The sequence below is a fragment of the Salmonella sp. SAL-020 genome, assembly GCF_017372215.1.
Classification (GTDB): domain Bacteria; phylum Pseudomonadota; class Gammaproteobacteria; order Enterobacterales; family Enterobacteriaceae; genus Salmonella; species Salmonella enterica.
This window is the reverse complement of the sequence record NZ_CP071690.1, coordinates 3,676,763-3,697,265: the sequence shown is the minus strand read 5'-3', so window position 1 is coordinate 3,697,265 and position 20,503 is coordinate 3,676,763. Positions and strand designations below refer to the sequence as shown.

Annotated in this window: 16 protein-coding genes; 14 read left to right on the top strand and 2 right to left on the bottom strand. The window is 54.2% G+C overall.

Annotated features, from left to right (window positions below):
• Positions 1–139 precede the first annotated feature (139 nt).
• From mrcB to stfH, 12 genes are all read left to right on the top strand, one after another.
• A complete protein-coding gene (mrcB, locus tag J1G48_RS18050; RefSeq protein WP_000918127.1) occupies positions 140–2,662 on the top strand; it encodes a bifunctional glycosyl transferase/transpeptidase in 2,523 nt (840 codons plus the stop codon).
• A gap of 292 nt (positions 2,663–2,954) precedes the next feature.
• Positions 2,955–5,198 (top strand): ferrichrome porin FhuA, encoded by a 2,244-nt coding sequence (gene fhuA / locus J1G48_RS18045; RefSeq protein WP_000113212.1) that lies wholly within the window; start codon positions 2,955–2,957, stop codon positions 5,196–5,198.
• A 48-nt stretch (positions 5,199–5,246) separates the two neighbouring features.
• Complete coding sequence (gene fhuC / locus J1G48_RS18040; RefSeq protein WP_001157197.1) at positions 5,247–6,044, top strand: Fe3+-hydroxamate ABC transporter ATP-binding protein FhuC; 798 nt, start codon at positions 5,247–5,249, stop codon at positions 6,042–6,044.
• A complete protein-coding gene (fhuD, locus tag J1G48_RS18035) occupies positions 6,044–6,934 on the top strand; it encodes a Fe(3+)-hydroxamate ABC transporter substrate-binding protein FhuD (RefSeq protein WP_001205361.1) in 891 nt (296 codons plus the stop codon). The genes fhuC and fhuD overlap by 1 nt, the downstream gene beginning before the upstream one ends.
• Positions 6,935–6,948: 14 nt before the next feature.
• Positions 6,949–8,988, top strand: coding sequence for a Fe(3+)-hydroxamate ABC transporter permease FhuB (fhuB, locus tag J1G48_RS18030; RefSeq protein WP_089180341.1), 2,040 nt, complete (start codon positions 6,949–6,951; stop codon positions 8,986–8,988).
• 936 nt (positions 8,989–9,924) lie between these two features.
• Entirely contained in the window at positions 9,925–10,485 is a 561-nt protein-coding gene (gene stfA, locus J1G48_RS18025) for a fimbrial major subunit StfA (protein WP_001090556.1), read from the top strand.
• 85 nt (positions 10,486–10,570) lie between these two features.
• A complete protein-coding gene (locus J1G48_RS18020; protein ID WP_000951681.1) occupies positions 10,571–13,228 on the top strand; it encodes a fimbrial biogenesis outer membrane usher protein in 2,658 nt (885 codons plus the stop codon).
• Between the two features lie 17 nt (positions 13,229–13,245).
• Positions 13,246–13,998: a fimbrial chaperone StfD gene (gene stfD / locus J1G48_RS18015; protein ID WP_000987333.1), complete on the top strand. Its 753-nt coding sequence runs from the start codon at positions 13,246–13,248 to the stop codon at positions 13,996–13,998.
• Positions 13,999–14,016: 18 nt separating this feature from the next.
• A complete protein-coding gene (locus tag J1G48_RS18010; RefSeq protein WP_001250315.1) occupies positions 14,017–14,529 on the top strand; it encodes a fimbrial protein in 513 nt (170 codons plus the stop codon).
• Complete coding sequence (gene stfF, locus J1G48_RS18005; protein WP_000738037.1) at positions 14,526–15,002, top strand: fimbrial minor subunit StfF; 477 nt, start codon at positions 14,526–14,528, stop codon at positions 15,000–15,002. Before J1G48_RS18010 ends, stfF begins: the two co-directional genes overlap by 4 nt.
• On the top strand, positions 15,002–15,532 hold the full coding sequence (locus J1G48_RS18000) for a fimbrial protein (protein WP_001129315.1): 531 nt from the start codon (positions 15,002–15,004) through the stop codon (positions 15,530–15,532). Before stfF ends, J1G48_RS18000 begins: the two co-directional genes overlap by 1 nt.
• Complete coding sequence (stfH, locus tag J1G48_RS17995; protein ID WP_001669135.1) at positions 15,532–16,371, top strand: fimbrial adhesin StfH; 840 nt, start codon at positions 15,532–15,534, stop codon at positions 16,369–16,371. The genes J1G48_RS18000 and stfH overlap by 1 nt, the downstream gene beginning before the upstream one ends.
• Before the next feature lie 107 nt (positions 16,372–16,478).
• Here the strand turns inward: stfH and hemL are convergent, their stop codons facing one another.
• On the bottom strand, positions 16,479–17,759 hold the full coding sequence (gene hemL, locus J1G48_RS17990; RefSeq protein ID WP_000045254.1) for a glutamate-1-semialdehyde 2,1-aminomutase: 1,281 nt from the start codon (positions 17,757–17,759) through the stop codon (positions 16,479–16,481).
• A 169-nt stretch (positions 17,760–17,928) separates the two neighbouring features.
• Here hemL and clcA point away from each other — a divergent pair, with 169 nt between their 5' ends.
• Positions 17,929–19,350: a H(+)/Cl(-) exchange transporter ClcA gene (gene clcA / locus J1G48_RS17985; protein WP_000845439.1), complete on the top strand. Its 1,422-nt coding sequence runs from the start codon at positions 17,929–17,931 to the stop codon at positions 19,348–19,350.
• Between the two features lie 81 nt (positions 19,351–19,431).
• Positions 19,432–19,776 carry an iron-sulfur cluster insertion protein ErpA gene (erpA, locus tag J1G48_RS17980; protein WP_001278668.1) on the top strand — a complete coding sequence of 115 codons (345 nt, stop codon included), beginning with the start codon at positions 19,432–19,434 and terminating at the stop codon, positions 19,774–19,776.
• Between the two features lie 100 nt (positions 19,777–19,876).
• Here the strand turns inward: erpA and J1G48_RS17975 are convergent, their stop codons facing one another.
• Positions 19,877–20,500 carry a TRIC cation channel family protein gene (locus tag J1G48_RS17975; protein WP_000964234.1) on the bottom strand — a complete coding sequence of 208 codons (624 nt, stop codon included), beginning with the start codon at positions 20,498–20,500 and terminating at the stop codon, positions 19,877–19,879.
• Positions 20,501–20,503 lie beyond the last annotated feature (3 nt).

Sequence of the window (20,503 nt, the reverse complement as noted above, 5' to 3'; positions counted from 1 at the left end):
GTGTTATACGTTGCCTCCAGGCCAGATAAGGCGTTAATCGCCATCCGGCAAAAGGGTAAATTGAGAGATTTCTTCTTCTGTCGTCTGGCGGAAGAATAGAGAATCGGGCCTTTGCGCCTGTATGTTGCGGAGAAAAAGCATGGCGGGGAATGACCGCGAGCCGATTGGACGTAAGGGGAAACCGTCACGTCCTGTGAAACAAAAGGTGAGCCGTCGTCGGCAGCATGACGACGATTATGATGATGACTATGAGGATGAAGAACCGATGCCGCGTAAAGGTAAGGGCAAAGGGCGTAAGCCTCGTGGCAAGCGCGGCTGGCTGTGGCTATTGCTAAAACTGTTTATCGTTTTTGTGGTGCTGTTCGCCATTTACGGCGTCTATCTGGATCAAAAAATCCGCAGCCGTATCGATGGCAAGGTCTGGCAGCTTCCGGCGGCGGTATATGGCCGGATGGTGAACCTTGAGCCAGACATGCCTGTCAGCAAAAACGAGATGGTAAAATTGCTGGAAGCGACGCAGTATCGTCTGGTGACGAAGATGACCCGTCCCGGCGAATTTACCGTGCAGGCCAATAGCATTGAGATGATCCGTCGTCCGTTTGACTTCCCGGACAGCAAAGAAGGGCAGGTGCGCGCGCGGCTGACGTTCAGTGACGGGCGTCTGGAAACCATCGTCAATCTGGATAACAACCGCCAGTTTGGCTTCTTCCGTCTCGATCCGCGGCTTATCACCATGCTTTCTTCGCCAAATGGCGAGCAGCGTTTATTCGTCCCGCGCAGCGGTTTCCCGGATCTGCTGGTCGATACGCTGTTGGCGACGGAAGACCGTCATTTCTATGAGCATGATGGCATTAGTCTTTACTCTATCGGGCGTGCGGTGCTGGCCAACCTGACGGCGGGACGCACGGTGCAGGGGGCCAGTACGCTGACCCAGCAGCTGGTGAAGAACCTGTTCCTCTCCAGCGAAAGATCATACTGGCGTAAAGCGAATGAAGCCTACATGGCGCTGATCATGGATGCCCGTTACAGTAAAGATCGTATTCTTGAGCTGTACATGAACGAGGTCTACCTCGGTCAAAGCGGGGACAATGAAATTCGCGGTTTTCCGCTGGCGAGCCTGTATTACTTTGGTCGTCCGGTAGAGGAACTGAGCCTCGATCAGCAGGCGTTACTGGTGGGGATGGTAAAAGGGGCGTCGATTTATAACCCGTGGCGCAACCCGAAACTGGCGCTGGAGCGTCGTAACCTGGTGTTACGCCTGTTACAGCAGCAGAAAATCATCGATCAGGAACTCTATGACATGCTGAGCGCGCGTCCGCTTGGCGTACAGCCGCGCGGCGGCGTTATTTCACCGCAGCCAGCGTTTATGCAGATGGTTCGTCAGGAACTGCAGGCGAAGCTGGGGGATAAAATTAAAGATCTCTCCGGCGTGAAGATCTTCACCACCTTTGACTCCGTGGCGCAGGATGCCGCAGAAAAAGCCGTTGTCGAAGGTATTCCGGCGTTGAAGAAGCAGCGTAAATTGAGCGATCTGGAAACCGCGATGGTGGTGGTGGATCGCTTTAGCGGCGAGGTGCGCGCGATGGTTGGCGGGGCGGAGCCGCAGTATGCCGGCTATAACCGTGCCATGCAGGCGCGCCGTTCCATCGGGTCGCTGGCGAAACCGGCGACCTATCTGACCGCGTTAAGTCAGCCGAACTTATACCGTCTGAACACCTGGATTGCCGATGCGCCGATTTCTCTGCGCCAGCCGAATGGTCAGGTCTGGTCGCCGCAGAACGACGATCGTCGCTACAGCGAAAGCGGGAAAGTGATGCTGGTGGATGCGTTAACTCGCTCAATGAACGTACCGACGGTCAATCTGGGGATGGCGTTAGGTTTACCGGCGGTAACCGATACCTGGACGAAGCTCGGCGTGCCGAAAGATCAGCTCAATCCGGTTCCGGCTATGCTGTTAGGGGCGCTGAACCTGACGCCGATCGAAGTGGCGCAGGCGTTCCAGACTATCGCCAGCGGCGGAAATCGCGCGCCGTTATCAGCGCTGCGTTCAGTTATTGCGGAAGATGGTAAAGTGCTGTACCAAAGTTATCCGCAAGCTGAACGCGCTGTACCGGCACAGGCGGCTTACCTGACGCTCTGGACAATGCAGCAGGTCGTCCAGCGTGGTACGGGGCGTCAGCTTGGCGCGAAATATCCGGGTCTGCATCTGGCGGGTAAAACCGGGACGACAAACAACAATGTCGATACCTGGTTTGCCGGTATCGACGGCAGCCAGGTGACTATCACCTGGGTAGGCCGTGATAACAACCAGCCGACGAAATTGTACGGCGCCAGCGGCGCGATGGCGATTTACCAGCGCTATCTGGCGAACCAGACGCCGACGCCTTTAGTTCTGACGCCGCCGGAAGATGTGGTGGATATGGGCGTTGATTACGACGGTAATTTTGTCTGTAGCGGCGGTATGCGCACTCTGCCGGTCTGGACGGACGATCCAAATACGCTGTGCCAGCAGGGCGAGATGATGCAGCAGCAACAGCAGCCGTCAGGCAATCCGTTCGATCAGTCGTCTCAGCCGCAGCAGCCTGCGCAGCAACAGCCGCCGAAAGAAGAGAAGAGCGACGGCGTTGCCGGCTGGATTAAGGAGATGTTCGGCGGCAATTAATCACGGTAATAGTACCGGGTGGCGCTGTGCTTATCCGGTCTACACCGTTACGACCCCATTATGTGCGACGTAGGCCGAATAAGGCGCTTACGTCGCCATCCGGCAAATCCCCTATAAATAACATTTCAGTCTAATTTATTAACCCTTCCTTTTCATCTGGTTGTTTCTTAACCCCTTAGTTTTCGTAGGGCCGCGTATCGCTTGCCATTGCGACGATATTTCGCCTATCATGCTGTGGTTATAATAATAATTATCGTTTACGTTATCATTCACTTTCATCAGAGATATACCAATGGCGCGTCTTAAAACTGCTCAGCCAAACTCCTCACTGCGTAAAATCGCAGTTGTAGTAGCCACAGCGGTTAGCGGCATGTCTGTCTATGCACAGGCGGCGGTTCAACCGAAAGAAGAAACCATTACCGTAACCGCAGCGCCTGCCGCGCAGGAAAGTGCCTGGGGACCGGCGGCAACCATCGCTGCAAGACAATCCGCCACGGCAACCAAAACGGACACGCCGATTCAAAAGGTGCCGCAGTCTATTTCCGTTGTTACCGCCGAAGAGATGGCGTTGCATCAGCCAAAGTCGGTTAAAGAAGCGTTGAGTTATACCCCTGGCGTTGCCGTGGGCACTCGTGGCGCGTCCAATACTTACGACTACCTGATCATTCGCGGTTTCGCCGCTGATGGCCAAAGCCAGAATAACTATCTGAATGGCCTGAAAATGCAGGGTAACTTCTATAATGATGCGGTGATAGACCCTTATATGCTGGAACGCGCGGAAGTGATGCGTGGTCCGGTTTCCGTTCTGTACGGGAAAAGTAGCCCTGGCGGTTTGCTGAATATGGTTAGCAAGCGCCCGACGACGGAGCCGCTGAAAGAAATTCAGTTCAAGATGGGTACTGACAGCCTGTTCCAGACTGGTTTTGACTTCAGCGACGCGCTGGATGAAGAGGGCGTATATTCTTATCGTTTGACAGGTCTGGCGCGTTCCGCCAATGCACAGCAGGATCGCGCGGAAGAGCAGCGCTATGCGATTGCGCCAGCGTTCACCTGGCGTCCGGATGACAAGACAAACTTTACGTTTCTCTCTTACTTCCAGAATGAACCAGAGACGGGTTACTACGGCTGGCTGCCGAAAGAGGGAACGGTTGAGCCGCTGCCAAACGGTAAACGTCTGCCAACAGATTTCAACGAAGGGGCGAAAAACAATACCTATTCTCGTAATGAGAAGATGGTAGGGTACAGCTTCGATCATGAATTCAACGACACCTTTACCGTGCGCCAGAATTTGCGCTATGCCGAGAATAAAGTCTCGCAAAATAGCGTCTATGGTTACGGCGTTTGTTCCGATCCGGCAAACCGTGACAGCAAGCAGTGCGCGGCATTAGCGCCAGCGGACAAAGGTCATTATCTGGCTCGTAAATATGTTGTTGACGACGAGAAACTGCAAAACTTCTCCGTTGATACTCAGTTGCAAAGTAAATTTGCCACCGGTGAGGTGGATCACACGCTGCTGACCGGCGTCGACTTTATGCGTATGCGTAATGATATCAATGCCTGGTTTGGCTACGACGACTCCGTACCTCTGCTTGACCTCTATAACCCGGTGTACACTGATTTCGACTTTGCTTCGCGAGATCCAGCAACATCCGGCCCGTACCAGATTTTGAATAAGCAAAAGCAAACGGGTCTGTACGTCCAGGACCAGGCACAGTGGGATAAAGTCCTGGTAACATTGGGTGGGCGTTATGACTGGGCCGATCAAGAGTCTCTGAATCGCACTACTGGCATCACATCTAAACGTGATGATAAGCAGTTTACCTGGCGTGGTGGTGTTAACTATCTGTTTGATAATGGAATAACGCCTTACTTCAGTTATAGTGAGTCGTTTGAGCCGGCTTCACAGACGGGAGAGAACGGGAAAATATTTGCACCTTCGAAAGGTAAGCAGTATGAAGCGGGGGTTAAATATGTACCGAATGATCGGCCGATAGTCATTACCGGTGCGGTCTATCAGTTGACCAAAACCAACAACCTGATGGCTGATCCGGCGGGGTCTTTCTTCTCGGTTGAAGGCGGTGAAATTCGCGCCCGCGGCGTGGAACTAGAAGCGAAAGCGGCGCTTTCTGCAAGCATCAACGTCGTGGGTTCTTACACCTATACTGACGCCGAATACACGACGGATACGACCTATAAAGGTAATACTCCTGCACAGGTACCAAAGCATATGGCGTCGTTGTGGGGCGATTACACTTTCTTTGATGGTCCATTGTCTGGTTTAACGCTGGGGACCGGCGGGCGTTTCACGGGGTCAAGCTATGGCGATCCGGCAAACTCCTTTAAAGTAGGGAGTTATACGGTTGTCGATGCATTGGTACGTTATGACCTTGCGCGCGTAGGCATGGCAGGCTCCAACGTTGCCCTTCATGTCAATAATCTGTTTGATCGCGAATACGTCGCCAGCTGCTTCCAGACGTACGGCTGTTTCTGGGGCGCAGAACGTCAGGTCGTTGCAACGGCAACCTTCCGTTTCTAATTTCTTTTTGGGCACGGCTTGCCGTGCCCGTTTTACAAGTTGGCTGCGATGCAGGAAAACCACATTCATTCCGATACCACCTTTGCGCTGCGAAGCGTCGCCTTTCGTGTGCCGGGCCGCACGCTTTTACACCCCCTCTCGTTAACGTTTCCCGCAGGTCGAGTCACCGGACTTATCGGCCATAATGGTTCCGGTAAATCCACGCTGTTAAAAATGCTGGGCCGCCATCAGCTGCCTTCCGAAGGGGATATTCTGCTCGACAATCAGCCGCTGGCGAGCTGGAGCAGCAAGGCGTTTGCCCGCAAAGTTGCCTATCTGCCTCAACAATTGCCACAGGCGGAAGGAATGACGGTGCGCGAACTGGTGGCGATTGGCCGCTATCCGTGGCACGGCGCGCTGGGACGCTTTGGCGTCGCGGACCGGGAAAAAGTAGACGAGGCGATTACGCTGGTCGGCTTAAAACCGCTGGCGCATCGTCTGGTGGACAGTCTTTCCGGCGGTGAACGCCAGCGCGCGTGGATTGCCATGCTGGTCGCGCAGGACAGCCGTTGTCTGCTGCTGGATGAGCCGACGTCAGCGCTGGATATCGCCCATCAGGTGGACGTGCTGGCGCTGGTGCATCGTTTAAGCCAGCAGCGCGGGCTGACGGTGGTTGCGGTGCTGCACGATATCAACATGGCGGCCCGCTACTGTGATTATTTAGTCGCGCTACGCGGCGGTGAAATGATTGCGCAAGGAACGCCTGCGGAACTGATGCGCAGTGACACTCTGGAACAGATTTACGGTATCCCGATGGGTATCCTTCCGCATCCGGCGGGCGCGGCACCTGTGAGTTTTGTGTATTAATGCGTGATTTATATCCTCTGACTCGCCGCCGTTTATTAACGGCGATGGCGCTCTCGCCGCTGCTGTGGCAAATGAATACGGCGCAGGCTGCCGCTATCGATCCCCGCCGGATTGTGGCGCTGGAGTGGCTGCCGGTTGAGCTGCTGCTGGCGCTCGGTATTACGCCTTATGGCGTGGCGGACGTGCCAAATTATAAGCTGTGGGTTAGCGAACCGCCGTTGCCGGATTCGGTGATTGATGTGGGTCTTCGCACTGAACCCAATCTCGAACTACTGACGGAGATGAAGCCGTCGTTTATGGTCTGGTCGGCAGGTTACGGTCCCTCGCCGGAAAAACTGGCGCGGATCGCGCCGGGGCGCGGGTTCGATTTTAGCGACGGCAAAAAGCCGCTGGCGGTAGCCCGACGCTCGCTGGTTGAACTGGCGCAGACGCTGAATCTGGAAGCTGCGGCAGAAAAACATCTGGCGCAATACGATCGCTTCATCGCCAGCCAGAAGCCGCATTTTATCCGCCGCGGGGGGCGTCCGTTACTGATGACGACGCTTATCGATCCGCGGCATATGCTGGTGCTCGGCCCGAATTGCCTGTTCCAGGAGGTGCTGGACGAGTATAGCATTGTCAATGCCTGGCAGGGTGAAACCAACTTTTGGGGCAGTACGGCGGTTAGCATCGATCGGCTGGCGATGTATAAAGAAGCGGATGTGATCTGCTTCGATCACGGGAATAGCACCGATATGAACGCGCTGATGGCAACGCCGCTGTGGCAGGCCATGCCGTTTGTCCGCGCCGGGCGCTTTCACCGGGTGCCCGCCGTTTGGTTCTATGGCGCGACCCTCTCCACGATGCATTTTGTCCGCATCCTGAATAACGTGTTGGGAGGCAAAGCGTGAGCAGAAAACGTGAAATGCCGGATGGCGGCGTGAAAAACGCCTTATCCGACCTACGGTTCGGGCGCTTTGTAGGCCGGATAAGGCGAAGCCGCCATCCGGCGTTGCTGTTATTGGCGCTGTTTGTTGCCGCCTGCTGGCTGACATGGGTTAACTTCTCCGTTGCGCTACCGCGCAGCCAGTGGCAACAGGCTATCTGGTCACCGGATATCGACATCATTGAGCAGATGATTTTTCATTACAGCCTGCTGCCAAGACTGGCGATTTCGCTGCTGGTGGGCGCGGGGCTTGGGCTGGTAGGCGTCCTGTTCCAGCAAGTATTGCGTAACCCGCTGGCGGAACCGACCACGCTGGGCGTGGCGACCGGCGCGCAATTGGGGATCACGGTGACTACGCTATGGGCGATTCCCGGCGCGCTGGCGACGCAGTTTGCCGCCCTGACGGGAGCCTGTATCGTCGGCGCGCTGGTGTTCGGCGTGGCGTGGGGCAAACGTCTGTCGCCAGTGACCCTGATCCTCGCCGGGCTGGTGGTTAGCCTCTATTGTGGCGCAATCAACCAGTTACTGGTGATTTTCCACCACGATCAGTTGCAAAGCATGTTTTTATGGAGCACCGGAACGCTAACGCAAACCGACTGGAGCGGCGTGCAGCGTCTGTGGCCGCAGTTGCTGGGCGGTGTGATGCTCACGTTATTGTTGTTACGCCCGATGACGCTGATGGGGCTGGATGACGGCGTTGCGCGTAATCTGGGTCTGGCGCTGTCGTTAGCGCGTCTGGCGGCGCTGTCGCTGGCGATTGTGTTGAGCGCTCTGCTGGTCAACGCGGTGGGCATTATCGGTTTTATCGGCCTGTTTGCGCCGCTGCTGGCGAAAATGCTTGGCGCAAGACGTCTGCTGGCGCGCCTGATGCTGGCGCCGCTCATTGGGGCGCTTATTTTGTGGCTATCCGATCAGATTATCCTTTGGCTAACCCGCGTATGGATGGAGGTTTCCACCGGGTCAGTGACGGCGTTAATCGGCGCGCCGCTGCTCCTGTGGCTGCTGCCGCGGCTTAAAAGCATGAGCGCGCCGGATATGAACGCCAGCGATCGTGTGGCGGCGGAACGTCGGCACGTTCTTGCTTTTGCCGTTGCCGGTGGCGCGCTCCTGCTGCTGGCAACATGGGTCGCCCTCTCTTTTGGTCGCGACGCGCACGGCTGGACGTGGGCGAGCGGAACGCTGCTTGAAGAACTGATGCCGTGGCGCTGGCCGCGGATACTGGCGGCGTTAATGGCGGGCGTCATGCTGGCGGTGGCGGGCTGCATTATTCAGCGTCTGACCGGTAATCCAATGGCCAGCCCGGAAGTGCTGGGGATCAGTTCCGGAGCCGCGTTTGGCGTGGTGTTGATGCTGTTTTTGGTGCCGGGGAATGCCTTCGGTTGGCTACTGCCTGCCGGAAGCCTGGGCGCGGCGGCGACACTGCTGATTATTATGATAGCCGCCGGGCGCGGCGGTTTCTCGCCGCAACGGATGTTGCTGGCGGGGATGGCGCTCAGCACCGCGTTTACCATGCTGCTAATGATGCTCCAGGCGAGCGGCGACCCGCGGATGGCGGAAGTATTGACCTGGCTCTCAGGATCTACCTATAACGCCACTGGCGGGCAGGTTACGCGAACCGCGATCGTAATGGTGATTTTGCTGGCACTTGTGCCGTTGTGTCGCCGCTGGTTAACGATTTTGCCCCTGGGCGGCGATGCCGCGCGTGCGGTGGGCATGGCGCTTACGCCGTCGCGTATCGCGCTGCTGGCGCTGGCGGCGTGTTTGACGGCAACCGCGACGATGACCATTGGGCCGCTGAGTTTCGTTGGACTGATGGCGCCGCATATTGCGCGGATGCTCGGTTTTCGCCGGACGATGCCGCATATGGTCATCTCGGCGCTGGCAGGGGGCGTTTTACTGGTCTTTGCCGACTGGTGCGGCAGGATGGCGCTATTTCCGTATCAGATCCCGGCGGGACTGCTTTCAAGCTTTATTGGCGCGCCGTACTTTATCTATTTGCTACGTAAACAGAGTCGGTAAAAAAAAGCTGTGCCACATTTATGTCGGGTGGCAGCCATGCTCAACCCGACCTACAAATTACACAATATCAATATGTTGTGGCAATATTTTGTAGGCCTAAAAATAGCTGAACGCTATCAGGTGCGAGAGCTGTCCTGTCACGTTTTATCGAGGGAACTCTGCTTTTATTTTCAGCAAGAAGCAGGTGTTATTTTTGTATCGATAAGTCATGAGCTATTTCAGTGGCGCGCCGCTGTCTCGTGAACAGGGTGACTAATTTCAACATATCCAGGCCCGAAACGTTGATGATAAATTGCGGCATGATCTATCCAATAATAAGAATTACCGGTTTCGGTATTAAGCCTTTTTAAATATTAAGATGCGGATGCCGCATCTTTAATGCATCTCGTAAATCAATTTTAATTTAATAATAAATTTTCATTATAAAACTTCGATAATAAAATATTATTTTTTTATCGAAGTAATAAAAAACAACTCTATTAAAATAAATTAATTGCCACGAGTAAACAAAAAAAATGTAACTTAGCATTTTTTGATTTTTTTAATGGAATTTATACCAAAAATAAATGTTACGCGTCATTGCTATATATTCAGTACTGTAATTCTGATCTTTTTTTATTCATTTTGACATGTTTATTGTTTTTTTGGCTCTCCCGTCTTGCTTTGTTTGTTTTTTGAACGGTAAAAAATATTTATTATTTAATGCTGATGATCCTTTAAATAAAAAACACTTGTCTTTGGGTTTTTAATGGAAAATACTTCACCGCGCCTAAGGGATGTTATTTATTAACGTGTTGTTTGCTTCTTTTTAATGTTGCATCGGGAATTTCATAACTCGTCATATAATATATATCTACCCATATAAACATGGGGTATTGAGTATAACTCCGTGTGAATAGCGTAAAAATACTCACCAACTTTTAATAAGGATGAAAAATGAATACAGCAGTAAAAGCTGCGGTTGCTGCCGCACTGGTTATGGGTGTTTCCAGCTTTGCCAATGCTGCAGGCAGTAATACTGGTACGGTTACTTTTACCGGTACTATTGAAGATTCACCGTGTTCAATCGTGGTTGGCGACGAACACCAGACCGTTAACCTGGGCCATATCGGTACTGGTTCTCTGATGGGCGGTAAAGAATCTTCAAAAGTCGATTTCCATATCGGTCTGGAAAACTGCGCATTCACCACTGAGAAAGAAGTGTCTACCGTTTTCTCTGCCATCGGTAACGAATCCAGCGCTAATCCGGGCAGCGTTGCGCTGATGCGTATCGGCGGCGGCGAAATGGCGGGTTCCAGCATTGTCATCGGCAACCACCTGGGTTCCGCGATCAAATTGGGCGACGCTTACAGCGAAAATCTGACGATGAACGGCAGCGTTGCGGCGGCGAAACAGACTCTTAACTTCAAAGCCTGGGTGAAAGGCGATTCCGCTGCCAGCACTATCGATACCGGCGAATTCAGCAGCACCGTAAACTTCACGATCAGCTATCTGTAAGTGAAATATCATCCTGCGGCAGTCTGCCGCAGGATAATGCTTAAAGTAAAAAAATAGATTATATATTTCAGGGATAGATTGTCTGATGGCTCACTATAAAAAATTTCGTCTGAGCACGCTTGCGGCCGTGGTGGGTATTGTTCTGGCTGTCGGTCCGGAAAATAGCTATGCGGAAGCGCCCATTCAATTTAATACCCGATTTCTTGATGTTAAAGATGATGCCAGCCTGGATCTCTCCCGCTTTTCCCGTAAAGGCTACATTATGCCGGGGAGCTATCATCTCCAGGTGCTGGTCAATCAGAGTCAAATTGCCCAGGATAATGTTATTACGTATTCCGTTGATAATAACGATCCTGATAACACCTATCCCTGTTTATCGCCTGAACTGGTATCGCTGCTGGGGTTAAAACCTGAAATAGCAGATAAAATGATCTGGATAAATGCCGGTCAGTGTCTGCAACCAGATCAACTGGAGGGGATGGAAACCCAAACGGATTTAAGCCAGTCAACGCTGACGGTGATTATTCCTCAGGCCTATCTGGAATACAGCGATGAAGAGTGGGATCCACCTTCCCGCTGGGATGAAGGGATTCCCGGCGTGTTATTTGACTACAACGTTAACAGCCAGTGGCGACATGCTGAACATGATGACGGCGATGAATATGACATCAGCGGCAACGGCACGGTGGGTGCCAACCTCGGCGCGTGGCGTTTGCGCGCGGACTGGCAGGCTAACTATCGTCACGAAAATGACAGCGAAGATAAAGACAACTTTGGCTCCAGTTCCGAACAGAACTGGGACTGGAACCGCTATTACGCCTGGCGGGCGATCCCGCAGCTCCGGGCGCAGCTAACGCTGGGCGAAGGATCGCTGGAATCCGATATTTTCGATGGCTTTAACTATGTTGGCGGCAGCCTTATCACCGACGATCAGATGTTACCGCCTAATCTGCGCGGCTACGCCCCGGATATATCAGGCGTGGCGCGCACCAACGCCAAAGTCACCGTGACCCAGCGCGGGCGGGTGATTTATGAGTCGCAGGTCCCGGCTGGACCGTTTCGCATTCAGGATATTAATGAAACGGTATCCGGCGATCTACACGTCAAAATTGAAGAACAAAGCGGTCAGGTGCAGGAATATGACGTCAGCACCGCCTCCATTCCGTTTCTGACCCGTCCCGGCCAGGTGCGCTACAAGTTGGCAGCCGGGCGACCGCAGGACTGGGATCACAATATGGAAGGCGGCTTTTTCACCTCAGCCGAAGCCTCCTGGGGGATCGCTAACGGCTGGTCGCTGTACGGCGGTGCCATCGGTGAGCAGGATTATCAGGCGCTGGCGTTAGGACTGGGGCGCGATCTGGCGCTGCTGGGCGCGTTTTCCGTCGATGTCACCCATTCCCGTGCGACGCTGCCAGAGGGTAGCGCCTACGGCGACGGCACCATTCAGGGTAACTCGTTCCGTGCCAGCTACGCTAAAGATTTTGATGATATAGACAGCCGTCTGACGTTTGCTGGTTATCGCTTTTCCGAAGAAAACTACATGACGATGGACGAGTTTATCGATACGCATAATGACGATAACGATCGTCAGCGCACCGGCCACGATAAAGAGATGTATACCCTGACGTACAGCCAGAACTTTTCGGCAATAAACGTCAACGCCTATATCAACTACACCCATCGCACCTACTGGAATCAACCTAACCAGGACAGCTATAACCTGACGCTGTCGCACTATTTCGATGTCGGTGAGGTGCGCGGGATCAGTCTGTCGGTGAACGGTTTTCGCAACGAATATGACAATGAGCGTGATGACGGCGTGTACGTCTCGCTCAGTATTCCGTGGGGCAACAACCGCACGCTGAGCTACAACGGCTCCTTTAGCGATGACAACAACAGCAATCAGGTCGGCTATTACGAGCGCATTGACGATCGCAATAACTACCAGATCAACGCTGGTCGCGCGGATAACGGTGCGACTCTCGACGGCTACTACCGTTATCAAGCGAGCTATGCCGACATTGACGTCAGTGCGAACTATCAGGAAGGCGACTATACCTCCGGCGGACTGAACATCCAGGGCGGCGCGACGCTGACTGCTAAAGGCGGGGCGTTGCACCGCACCAGCGTCAACGGCGGCTCGCGGCTGCTGGTGGATGTCGGCGATGAAGCGAACGTACCCATCTCCGGCTACAGCACGCCGGTATATACCAACGCGTTTGGTAAAGCCGTCATTGTCGACGTCAACGACTACTACCGCAACCAGGTGAAAATCGACATTACCCAGTTGCCGGAAGACGCGGAAGCAATCCTCTCCATCGCTCAGGCGACCCTGACGGAAGGGGCGATCGGTTATCGCCGCATGGAGGTGCTCAGCGGTAAAAAAGCCATGGGCAGTATCCGCCTGCGCGATGGCGGCACGCCGCCCTTCGGCGCAGAGGTTTACAACAGTCGCCAGCAACAGTTAGGGATCGTAGGTGAAGACGGCAGCGTTTATCTGATCGGCATTAACCCCGGCGAGCGGTTGCAGGTGACATGGGAAGGTAAAACGCAGTGTGAAGCGGCGTTGCCCGATCCGCTGCCGGGCGATCTGTTTAGCGGCCTGTTGCTGCCGTGCATCGGCGATGCTTCATCACCTGAGGCAACGCAGCCCGAAGAGAAACCATTACTCCAGCTTCATACGCAGCGGCGGACGTCTTCGACGCAACCCGAAGCGCTCTCTTCTCGTTATCCAACACATTGATTCAGGAAACCGCATTCATGATGTCATTAAAACGTTATAACCTGGCCGCTGTTTTGCTGCTTTTGCTGGGCGGCTACGGTAGCGCCCAAGCCGCCATCGCGCCCGATCGCACCCGCCTGGTGTTTCGCGGCGAAGATAAATCGATAAGCGTCGATCTGAAAAACGCCAACAGCAAACTGCCCTATCTGGCGCAGTCCTGGGTGGAAGATGAGAAGGGCGTCAAAATCACCTCGCCTTTAATCGTCGTCCCACCGGTCCAGCGCATTGAGCCGTCGGCAATCGGACAGGTCAAAATTCAGGGGATGCCGGCGCTGGCGTCGCTCCCCCAGGATCGGGAAACCCTTTTTTATTACAACGTGCGCGAAATTCCGCCGCAAAGCGACAAGCCCAATACGCTGCAAATCGCCCTGCAAACGCGCATCAAAGTTTTTTACCGCCCGCAGGCGCTATCGAAAATCGATATGCAGCATCCCTGGCAATACAAGATCACCCTTCAGCGTCAGGGCAATGGCTATCAGGTGAGCAATCCGACCGGTTACTACGTGGTGTTAAGCAACGCCAGCAACCGCATGGACGGCACACCAGCCAGAGGCTTTAGCCCTTTAGTGATTGCACCAAAAAGCAACGTGACGCTGGGAGGGGACGCCAGTGAATTAGGTCACTCGCCTGTGCTGACTTACGTCAACGATTATGGCGCGCGGTTACCGCTGATTTTTAACTGTACTGACAACAGTTGTGCGGTAGATGAAGCAAAAAGCAGAAAGTCGTAACCGACAAGGAGACGCAAGATGAGGCAATGGCGGTTACGGCTGGGCACGGTAACGTGTGCGGCCATGCTGAGTGCGGTCAGTATGCCGCTGGCAGCGGGAAGTAAGACGGTCAACATGACGCTGACGATAGTCGTTAATGCCGCGCCGCCCTGTACTGTGACCGGCGGTGAGGTGGAATTTGGCAATGTGTTGACGACGAAAGTGGATGGGGTGAATTACCGGCAGGCGGTGGGCTATCGCCTGAGCTGTAACGGCAGAGTGAGCGATTACCTGAAGTTACAGATTCAGGGGAATGCGGTGACTATCAATGGCGAGTCGGTATTGCAAACCGATGTCGATGGATTGGGGATCCGTCTGCAAACCGCCACGGATGGCGAGCTGATTTCACCCGGCAATACGCAATGGTTGTCATTTCAATACAGCGGTGGCAGCGGTCCGGCCATTGAGGCAATTCCCGTCAAAAATAATGGCGTAACGTTAACAGGCGGCGCGTTTAACGCAGGCGCCACGCTGGTGGTGGATTACCAATGAAAAAAATGGCTTTGACGATGTTAATGGGGGGCAGCCTTGCCGCACAGGCAGCCGATAATCTTAAGTTTCACGGCACATTAATTTCACCGCCGAATTGTACGATTAACAATGATCAGACGATCGACGTTAAGTTCGGTAACCTGCTGATTAATAAAATAGATGGTACGCGTTATGCGCAGAATGTTCCGTATGAGATCACCTGTGATTCAACGGTGCGCGATGAGACGATGGCGATGACCCTGACGCTAAGCGGTTCCGTGAGTGATTTTAATCCGGCGGCGGTAAACACCAGCGTGGCGGGGCTGGGGATTGAACTCAGGCAGAACGACCAACCCTTTACGTTGGGGTCCACCATTACGGTGAATGAACAATCGATACCTGTTCTGAAAGCCATACCGGTTAAAAAGAGCGGTGCTTCGCTGAAAGAAGGCGGCTTCGATGCGACGGCAACATTACAGGTGGATTATCAGTAATGGCTAAAAGACAGGCGTTATTACACGGCGCGGCCTGCATCCTCTGTGGGGCGCTGATATTGCCGGTCTCAGCGGCAGATAACCTGCATTTTTCCGGTAGCCTGGTGGCCAGTCCTTGCACGCTCACGATGCAGGGGACGGGGATTGCCGAAGTCGATTTTTCGTCGCTTGACAGTTCTGATTTCACTCCCGACGGCCAGTCTGCTCGTAAGCCTTTGGTGTTTGAACTCACGGATTGCGATTCGGCGCTGAGTAACGGGGTGCAGGTGACTTTCACTGGAACCGAAGCGACCGGAATGCGCGGTATCCTGGCCATCGATAGCCATTCAGGTGCTTTTGGGATCGGGATTGGTATTGAAACGCTATCCGGCGTTCCCGTGGGCATGAACGATAAAGAGGGTGCGATATTCACGCTGGTGACGGGGAATAACGCGCTAAACCTGAATGCCTGGGTACAACGCCTTCCTGGCGAGGACCTGGTTCCGGGAACGTTCTTCGCAAGCGCACTAGTTACCTTTGAGTATTTATGATGAGAAGCATACAGATTTTATTTTTACTGTTGGCGGTCGTTTGTTGCCGTTCAATAGCGGCGGGACCCATGCTGAAAGCGACGTTTTCAAGCACCACGATGTATTATGGTATTGGCCCTAATAGCGACAAATCTATTGTGGCGGAGGTGACGATAGCGACTCCGGAGGGGGTGTACTATGGCTCCTGGAACCTTTCGGGACATCGTAAAGGAGAAACGCTAACCGCAGACTCCTGGTCTGGGCCAGAACCTGCGCCGAAGGTTGTATTGAAGGATTTTGATAACACTGTTTCGCGATCTGCGTGCAAGAATCTTCCCTCGAACTGGAGGGGGTGTGGTTCTTTTACCCTGGAGATTACGGTACAAAGCGATGATTATGGTTGCCCCTGGCTGGCGTCGAGCCATATCGTTGCTACCGCTTTTATCACTAACGAAACGTATTCCCCGCCGGATACGCGCAGCTCAGTTTGCCCGAAAGTTCCCGTTGATACTTTTGATATCTCCTGGGATGCGAACGTTTCGAAACAGAAAACAACCCTCATGCTTGATGCCACTGGTGGCACGGTGAATCGCACGTTACATACCTATTTGATGGAGGGGGGGAAACTGTGCGATGGCAGCAAATTTGACAACCGTGGCGCTTATTGCCGTTTTGTCTCATCGGGTATTACGCTCAATGTGCTGGGCTGCGACCAGTCGAGCGTCACGACCAGCGCCGTTGATCATCCGATAACCGATGTTGAGCTTCATGACATTAATGTAGCGGTGAACACCCGCAACATTGGCTCCGGGCAGTTCACGTCGACCTGTAGCTTCCAGTATATTATTGATGAGCTTTAGGGGGGCTGGGTGTTTGGCGAAGATTCACGCTAACCTGGTATGAACCAAAAAAAAGCCGGGTGGCGGCTTCGCCTTACCCGGCCTACGTTGTTTCTGGACGTTCTCTTTTACAGTTTCGCAAACACCCGACGCGCGGCGTCGATGGTGTTATTGATATCTTCTTCACTGTGCGCCACGGACATAAAGCCTGCTTCGAACGCGGACGGCGCCAGATATACGCCTTCCTCCAGCATCAGGTGGAAGAAACGCTTAAAGCGTTCCACGTCGCACGCCATCACGTCCTGATAGCAGGTTACGCTCTCAGCGTCGGTGAAGAAAATCCCGAACATGCCGCCGACATGGTTAACCACCAGCGGAATATTCGCTTCTTCGGCAGCTTCCAGCAAACCTTCCGCCAGACGGGTGGTGAGCTCATCCAGCGTTTCATGAATGCCGGGCTGGGCGACTTCATTCAGGCAGGCGAAACCGGCCGCCATCGCAATCGGGTTGCCGGAAAGGGTGCCCGCCTGGTAAACCGGGCCCGTCGGCGCCAGCGCATCCATTACATCGCGACGACCGCCAAACGCGCCTACCGGCATCCCGCCGCCGATGATTTTACCCAGACAGGTCAGGTCAGGCACGACGCCGTAGTAATCCTGGGCTCCGGCCAGCGCTACGCGAAAACCGGTCATCACTTCGTCGATAATCAGCAGCGCGCCGAACTCATCGCACAAGGCGCGCAGGCCTGGCAGAAATTCCGGCAGCGGCGGGATGCAGTTCATATTGCCCGCTACGGGTTCGACGATGATACAGGCGATTTCCTGCGGATATTGTTCAAACGCCGCGCGCACTGACGTCAGATCGTTATAAGTGCAGGTCAGCGTATGTTTCGCGAAATCTGCCGGCACGCCCGGCGAGTTCGGCTGACCGAGCGTCAGCGCGCCAGAACCGGCTTTGACCAGCAGACAGTCTGCGTGGCCGTGGTAGCAGCCTTCGAATTTGATAATCTTATCGCGGCCAGTAAAACCACGCGCCAGGCGAATAGCGCTCATCGTCGCTTCGGTGCCGGAGTTCACCATGCGCACCATGTCCATGGTCGGCACCAGGTTGGTCACCAGTTCCGCCATTTTTACTTCCATTTCGGTTGGCGCGCCGAAGCTTAAACCGCGCTCCGCAGCTTCGATCACCGCATTGCGGATAGCCGGATGGTTATGCCCCAGTACCATTGGTCCCCAGGAACCGACATAGTCGATATACGCTTTGCCATCGACATCGTACAGATACGCGCCGTCCGCTTTTTCGATAAACAGCGGGGTGCCGCCCACGCCAGTGAAGGCGCGAACAGGGGAGTTCACGCCGCCGGGGATCAGCTCGCGGGCCGCGCTATAGAGATTTTCAGACTTACTCATGGAAAGATTCCTGGTTCGTAGAAAAAGTGAATACCCGCTATTCTAAGTTATTCAGAGAAGGTTATGAAAGTTTTACGCATTTGAAACAATACGATTTGCAGGGGATTTTCACGGCGTTGGCGAGTAGAATGCCGACTTTAGATTTGTATTACCAATTAATGATCTTCTGATGAAAACAGACACTTCCACCTTTTTAGCTCAGCAAATTGTGCGTTTACGGCGCAGAGATCAGATTCGCCGGTTAATGCAGCGGGATAAAACGCCGCTGGCCATCCTGTTAATGGCGGCCGTTGTCGGCACGCTTACCGGACTGGTTGGCGTCGCCTTTGAAAAGGCGGTTTCCTGGGTACAAAACATGCGCATTGGCGCGCTGGTTCAGGTCGCGGACCATGCGTTTTTGCTTTGGCCGCTGGCCTTTATCCTTTCGGCGTTACTGGCGATGGTCGGCTACTTTTTGGTGCGAAAATTTGCGCCGGAAGCCGGCGGCTCGGGTATCCCGGAAATTGAAGGCGCGCTGGAGGAGTTACGTCCGGTGCGCTGGTGGCGCGTGTTGCCGGTGAAGTTTATCGGCGGGATGGGAACGTTGGGCGCAGGAATGGTATTAGGGCGCGAAGGGCCAACGGTGCAAATCGGGGGCAACCTGGGGCGCATGGTGCTGGATGTTTTTCGTATGCGCAGCGCCGAAGCGCGGCATACGTTGCTGGCGACCGGCGCGGCGGCGGGGCTCTCTGCGGCGTTTAACGCGCCGCTGGCGGGTATCCTGTTTATTATTGAAGAGATGCGCCCGCAGTTTCGCTACAACCTGATTTCGATTAAAGCGGTGTTTACCGGCGTCATCATGTCGAGCATTGTGTTCCGCATATTTAACGGCGAAGCGCCGATTATTGAAGTCGGCAAACTGTCTGATGCGCCGGTTAACACGCTGTGGTTATACCTTATCCTCGGCATTATTTTTGGCTGCGTCGGGCCAGTATTTAATTCGTTGGTGCTGCGTACCCAGGATATGTTTCAGCGCTTTCATGGCGGCGAAATTAAAAAATGGGTGCTTATGGGCGGCGCGATCGGCGGCCTGTGCGGTATTCTGGGGTTGATTGAGCCGGAAGCGGCAGGCGGCGGATTTAACCTTATTCCTATCGCCGCGGCAGGTAATTTTAGCGTCGGGCTACTGCTGTTCATCTTTATTACCCGGGTGGTCACAACGCTGCTTTGCTTTTCTTCCGGCGCGCCGGGGGGCATTTTCGCCCCGATGCTGGCGCTGGGAACGCTGCTTGGTACGGCCTTCGGTATGGCGGCGGCAGTGCTTTTCCCGCAGTATCACCTGGAGGCCGGTACCTTTGCGATTGCCGGGATGGGGGCGCTGATGGCGGCGTCGGTGCGCGCCCCGCTGACGGGGATTGTGCTGGTGCTGGAGATGACCGATAACTACCAGCTCATTTTGCCAATGATTATCACCTGTCTTGGCGCGACACTATTAGCCCAGTTTTTGGGCGGGAAACCGTTATACTCAACCATCCTGGCGCGCACTCTGGCGAAGCAGGATGCGGAACAGGCGGCGAAAAACCAGAATGCGCCTGCGGGCGAGAATACTTGAACGAATTACTAGGGTATTAGATAATGACTGCCAATATTGGGTGAAAATTTATCCAATTACCGATGTCGTTTGGAGCAAAATATGAGTGATGACGTAGCGCTGCCGCTGCAGTTTACCGACGCAGCAGCGAATAAAGTAAAAAGTCTTATCGCTGACGAAGATAACCCGAATCTGAAACTACGCGTGTATATCACCGGCGGTGGTTGCAGCGGCTTCCAGTATGGTTTTACCTTTGACGATCAGGTTAACGAAGGGGATATGACCATCGAAAAACAGGGCGTTGGCCTGGTGGTTGACCCGATGAGTTTGCAGTATCTGGTGGGTGGTTCGGTCGATTATACCGAAGGCCTGGAAGGTTCCCGCTTCATTGTAACCAACCCGAATGCGAAAAGTACCTGCGGGTGTGGCTCTTCCTTCAGTATTTGATTGCTGTTCGTTGTGCCGGATGGCGACGCGAGCGTCTTATCCGGCCGACAGGAAAGATGTTCCAGGCCCGATAAGCTTAGCGCCATCGAGCAAAACAATATCAACGTCCGTTTTCATCCAGGGCAAACGTCGGCAATTTCAAATGCCAGCGAATGGCCGCCAGGCGAATGAACAGCGTGACGACCATACCCATCATGCTGGCGCTTTCCAGCGGTACTGAAAACGTATAAAACGCGGTGGCGTGAACAATCCCGCCGATAATACAGGCCGTGGCATAGATTTCGGTGCGTAGGATCATGGGGATCTCACGTGCCAGAACATCGCGAATAATCCCGCCGCCGACGCCGGTAATCACGCCCATACAGACGGCCACTAATGGCCCCGTTTCAGCGAGGAAGGCTTTATTCACCCCAATGCCGACAAACACCGCCAGCCCGACCGCATCCAGCACCGGCAACATCCATTTCGGCAGACGTCTTGGCTGGCGAACCAGCAGGATGGTCAGCATACTGGTGACCATGGCGACGACCAGGTCGGTAGGATCTTTAACCCAGAATACCGGGCCGTTATCCAGCGCCATATCGCGGATTGTCCCGCCGCCGACGGCAGTAACGACGCCGAGCACCAGGACGCCGAACGGATCCATACGTAATTTCCCGGCCAGCAACACGCCAGAGATAGCAAATACAGCCGTGCCTACAATATCCAGCCAATAGACGAGCATTGT

What these genes read in the sequence shown, in the direction of transcription:
- stfA (WP_001090556.1), top strand. Translation starts at nt 9,925, where the DNA reads ATGAATACAGCAGTAAAAGCTGCGGTTGCTGCCGCACTGGTTATGGGT.
- J1G48_RS18010 (WP_001250315.1), top strand. Translation starts at nt 14,017, where the DNA reads ATGAGGCAATGGCGGTTACGGCTGGGCACGGTAACGTGTGCGGCCATG.
- fhuB (WP_089180341.1), top strand. Translation starts at nt 6,949, where the DNA reads ATGCCGGATGGCGGCGTGAAAAACGCCTTATCCGACCTACGGTTCGGG.
- stfD (WP_000987333.1), top strand. Translation starts at nt 13,246, where the DNA reads ATGATGTCATTAAAACGTTATAACCTGGCCGCTGTTTTGCTGCTTTTG.
- erpA (WP_001278668.1), top strand. Translation starts at nt 19,432, where the DNA reads ATGAGTGATGACGTAGCGCTGCCGCTGCAGTTTACCGACGCAGCAGCG.
- mrcB (WP_000918127.1), top strand. Translation starts at nt 140, where the DNA reads ATGGCGGGGAATGACCGCGAGCCGATTGGACGTAAGGGGAAACCGTCA.
- fhuA (WP_000113212.1), top strand. Translation starts at nt 2,955, where the DNA reads ATGGCGCGTCTTAAAACTGCTCAGCCAAACTCCTCACTGCGTAAAATC.
- fhuC (WP_001157197.1), top strand. Translation starts at nt 5,247, where the DNA reads ATGCAGGAAAACCACATTCATTCCGATACCACCTTTGCGCTGCGAAGC.
- hemL (WP_000045254.1), bottom strand. Translation starts at nt 17,759, where the DNA reads ATGAGTAAGTCTGAAAATCTCTATAGCGCGGCCCGCGAGCTGATCCCC.
- stfF (WP_000738037.1), top strand. Translation starts at nt 14,526, where the DNA reads ATGAAAAAAATGGCTTTGACGATGTTAATGGGGGGCAGCCTTGCCGCA.
- stfH (WP_001669135.1), top strand. Translation starts at nt 15,532, where the DNA reads ATGAGAAGCATACAGATTTTATTTTTACTGTTGGCGGTCGTTTGTTGC.
- J1G48_RS18000 (WP_001129315.1), top strand. Translation starts at nt 15,002, where the DNA reads ATGGCTAAAAGACAGGCGTTATTACACGGCGCGGCCTGCATCCTCTGT.
- J1G48_RS18020 (WP_000951681.1), top strand. Translation starts at nt 10,571, where the DNA reads ATGGCTCACTATAAAAAATTTCGTCTGAGCACGCTTGCGGCCGTGGTG.
- fhuD (WP_001205361.1), top strand. Translation starts at nt 6,044, where the DNA reads ATGCGTGATTTATATCCTCTGACTCGCCGCCGTTTATTAACGGCGATG.
- clcA (WP_000845439.1), top strand. Translation starts at nt 17,929, where the DNA reads ATGAAAACAGACACTTCCACCTTTTTAGCTCAGCAAATTGTGCGTTTA.
- J1G48_RS17975 (WP_000964234.1), bottom strand. Translation starts at nt 20,500, where the DNA reads ATGCTCGTCTATTGGCTGGATATTGTAGGCACGGCTGTATTTGCTATC.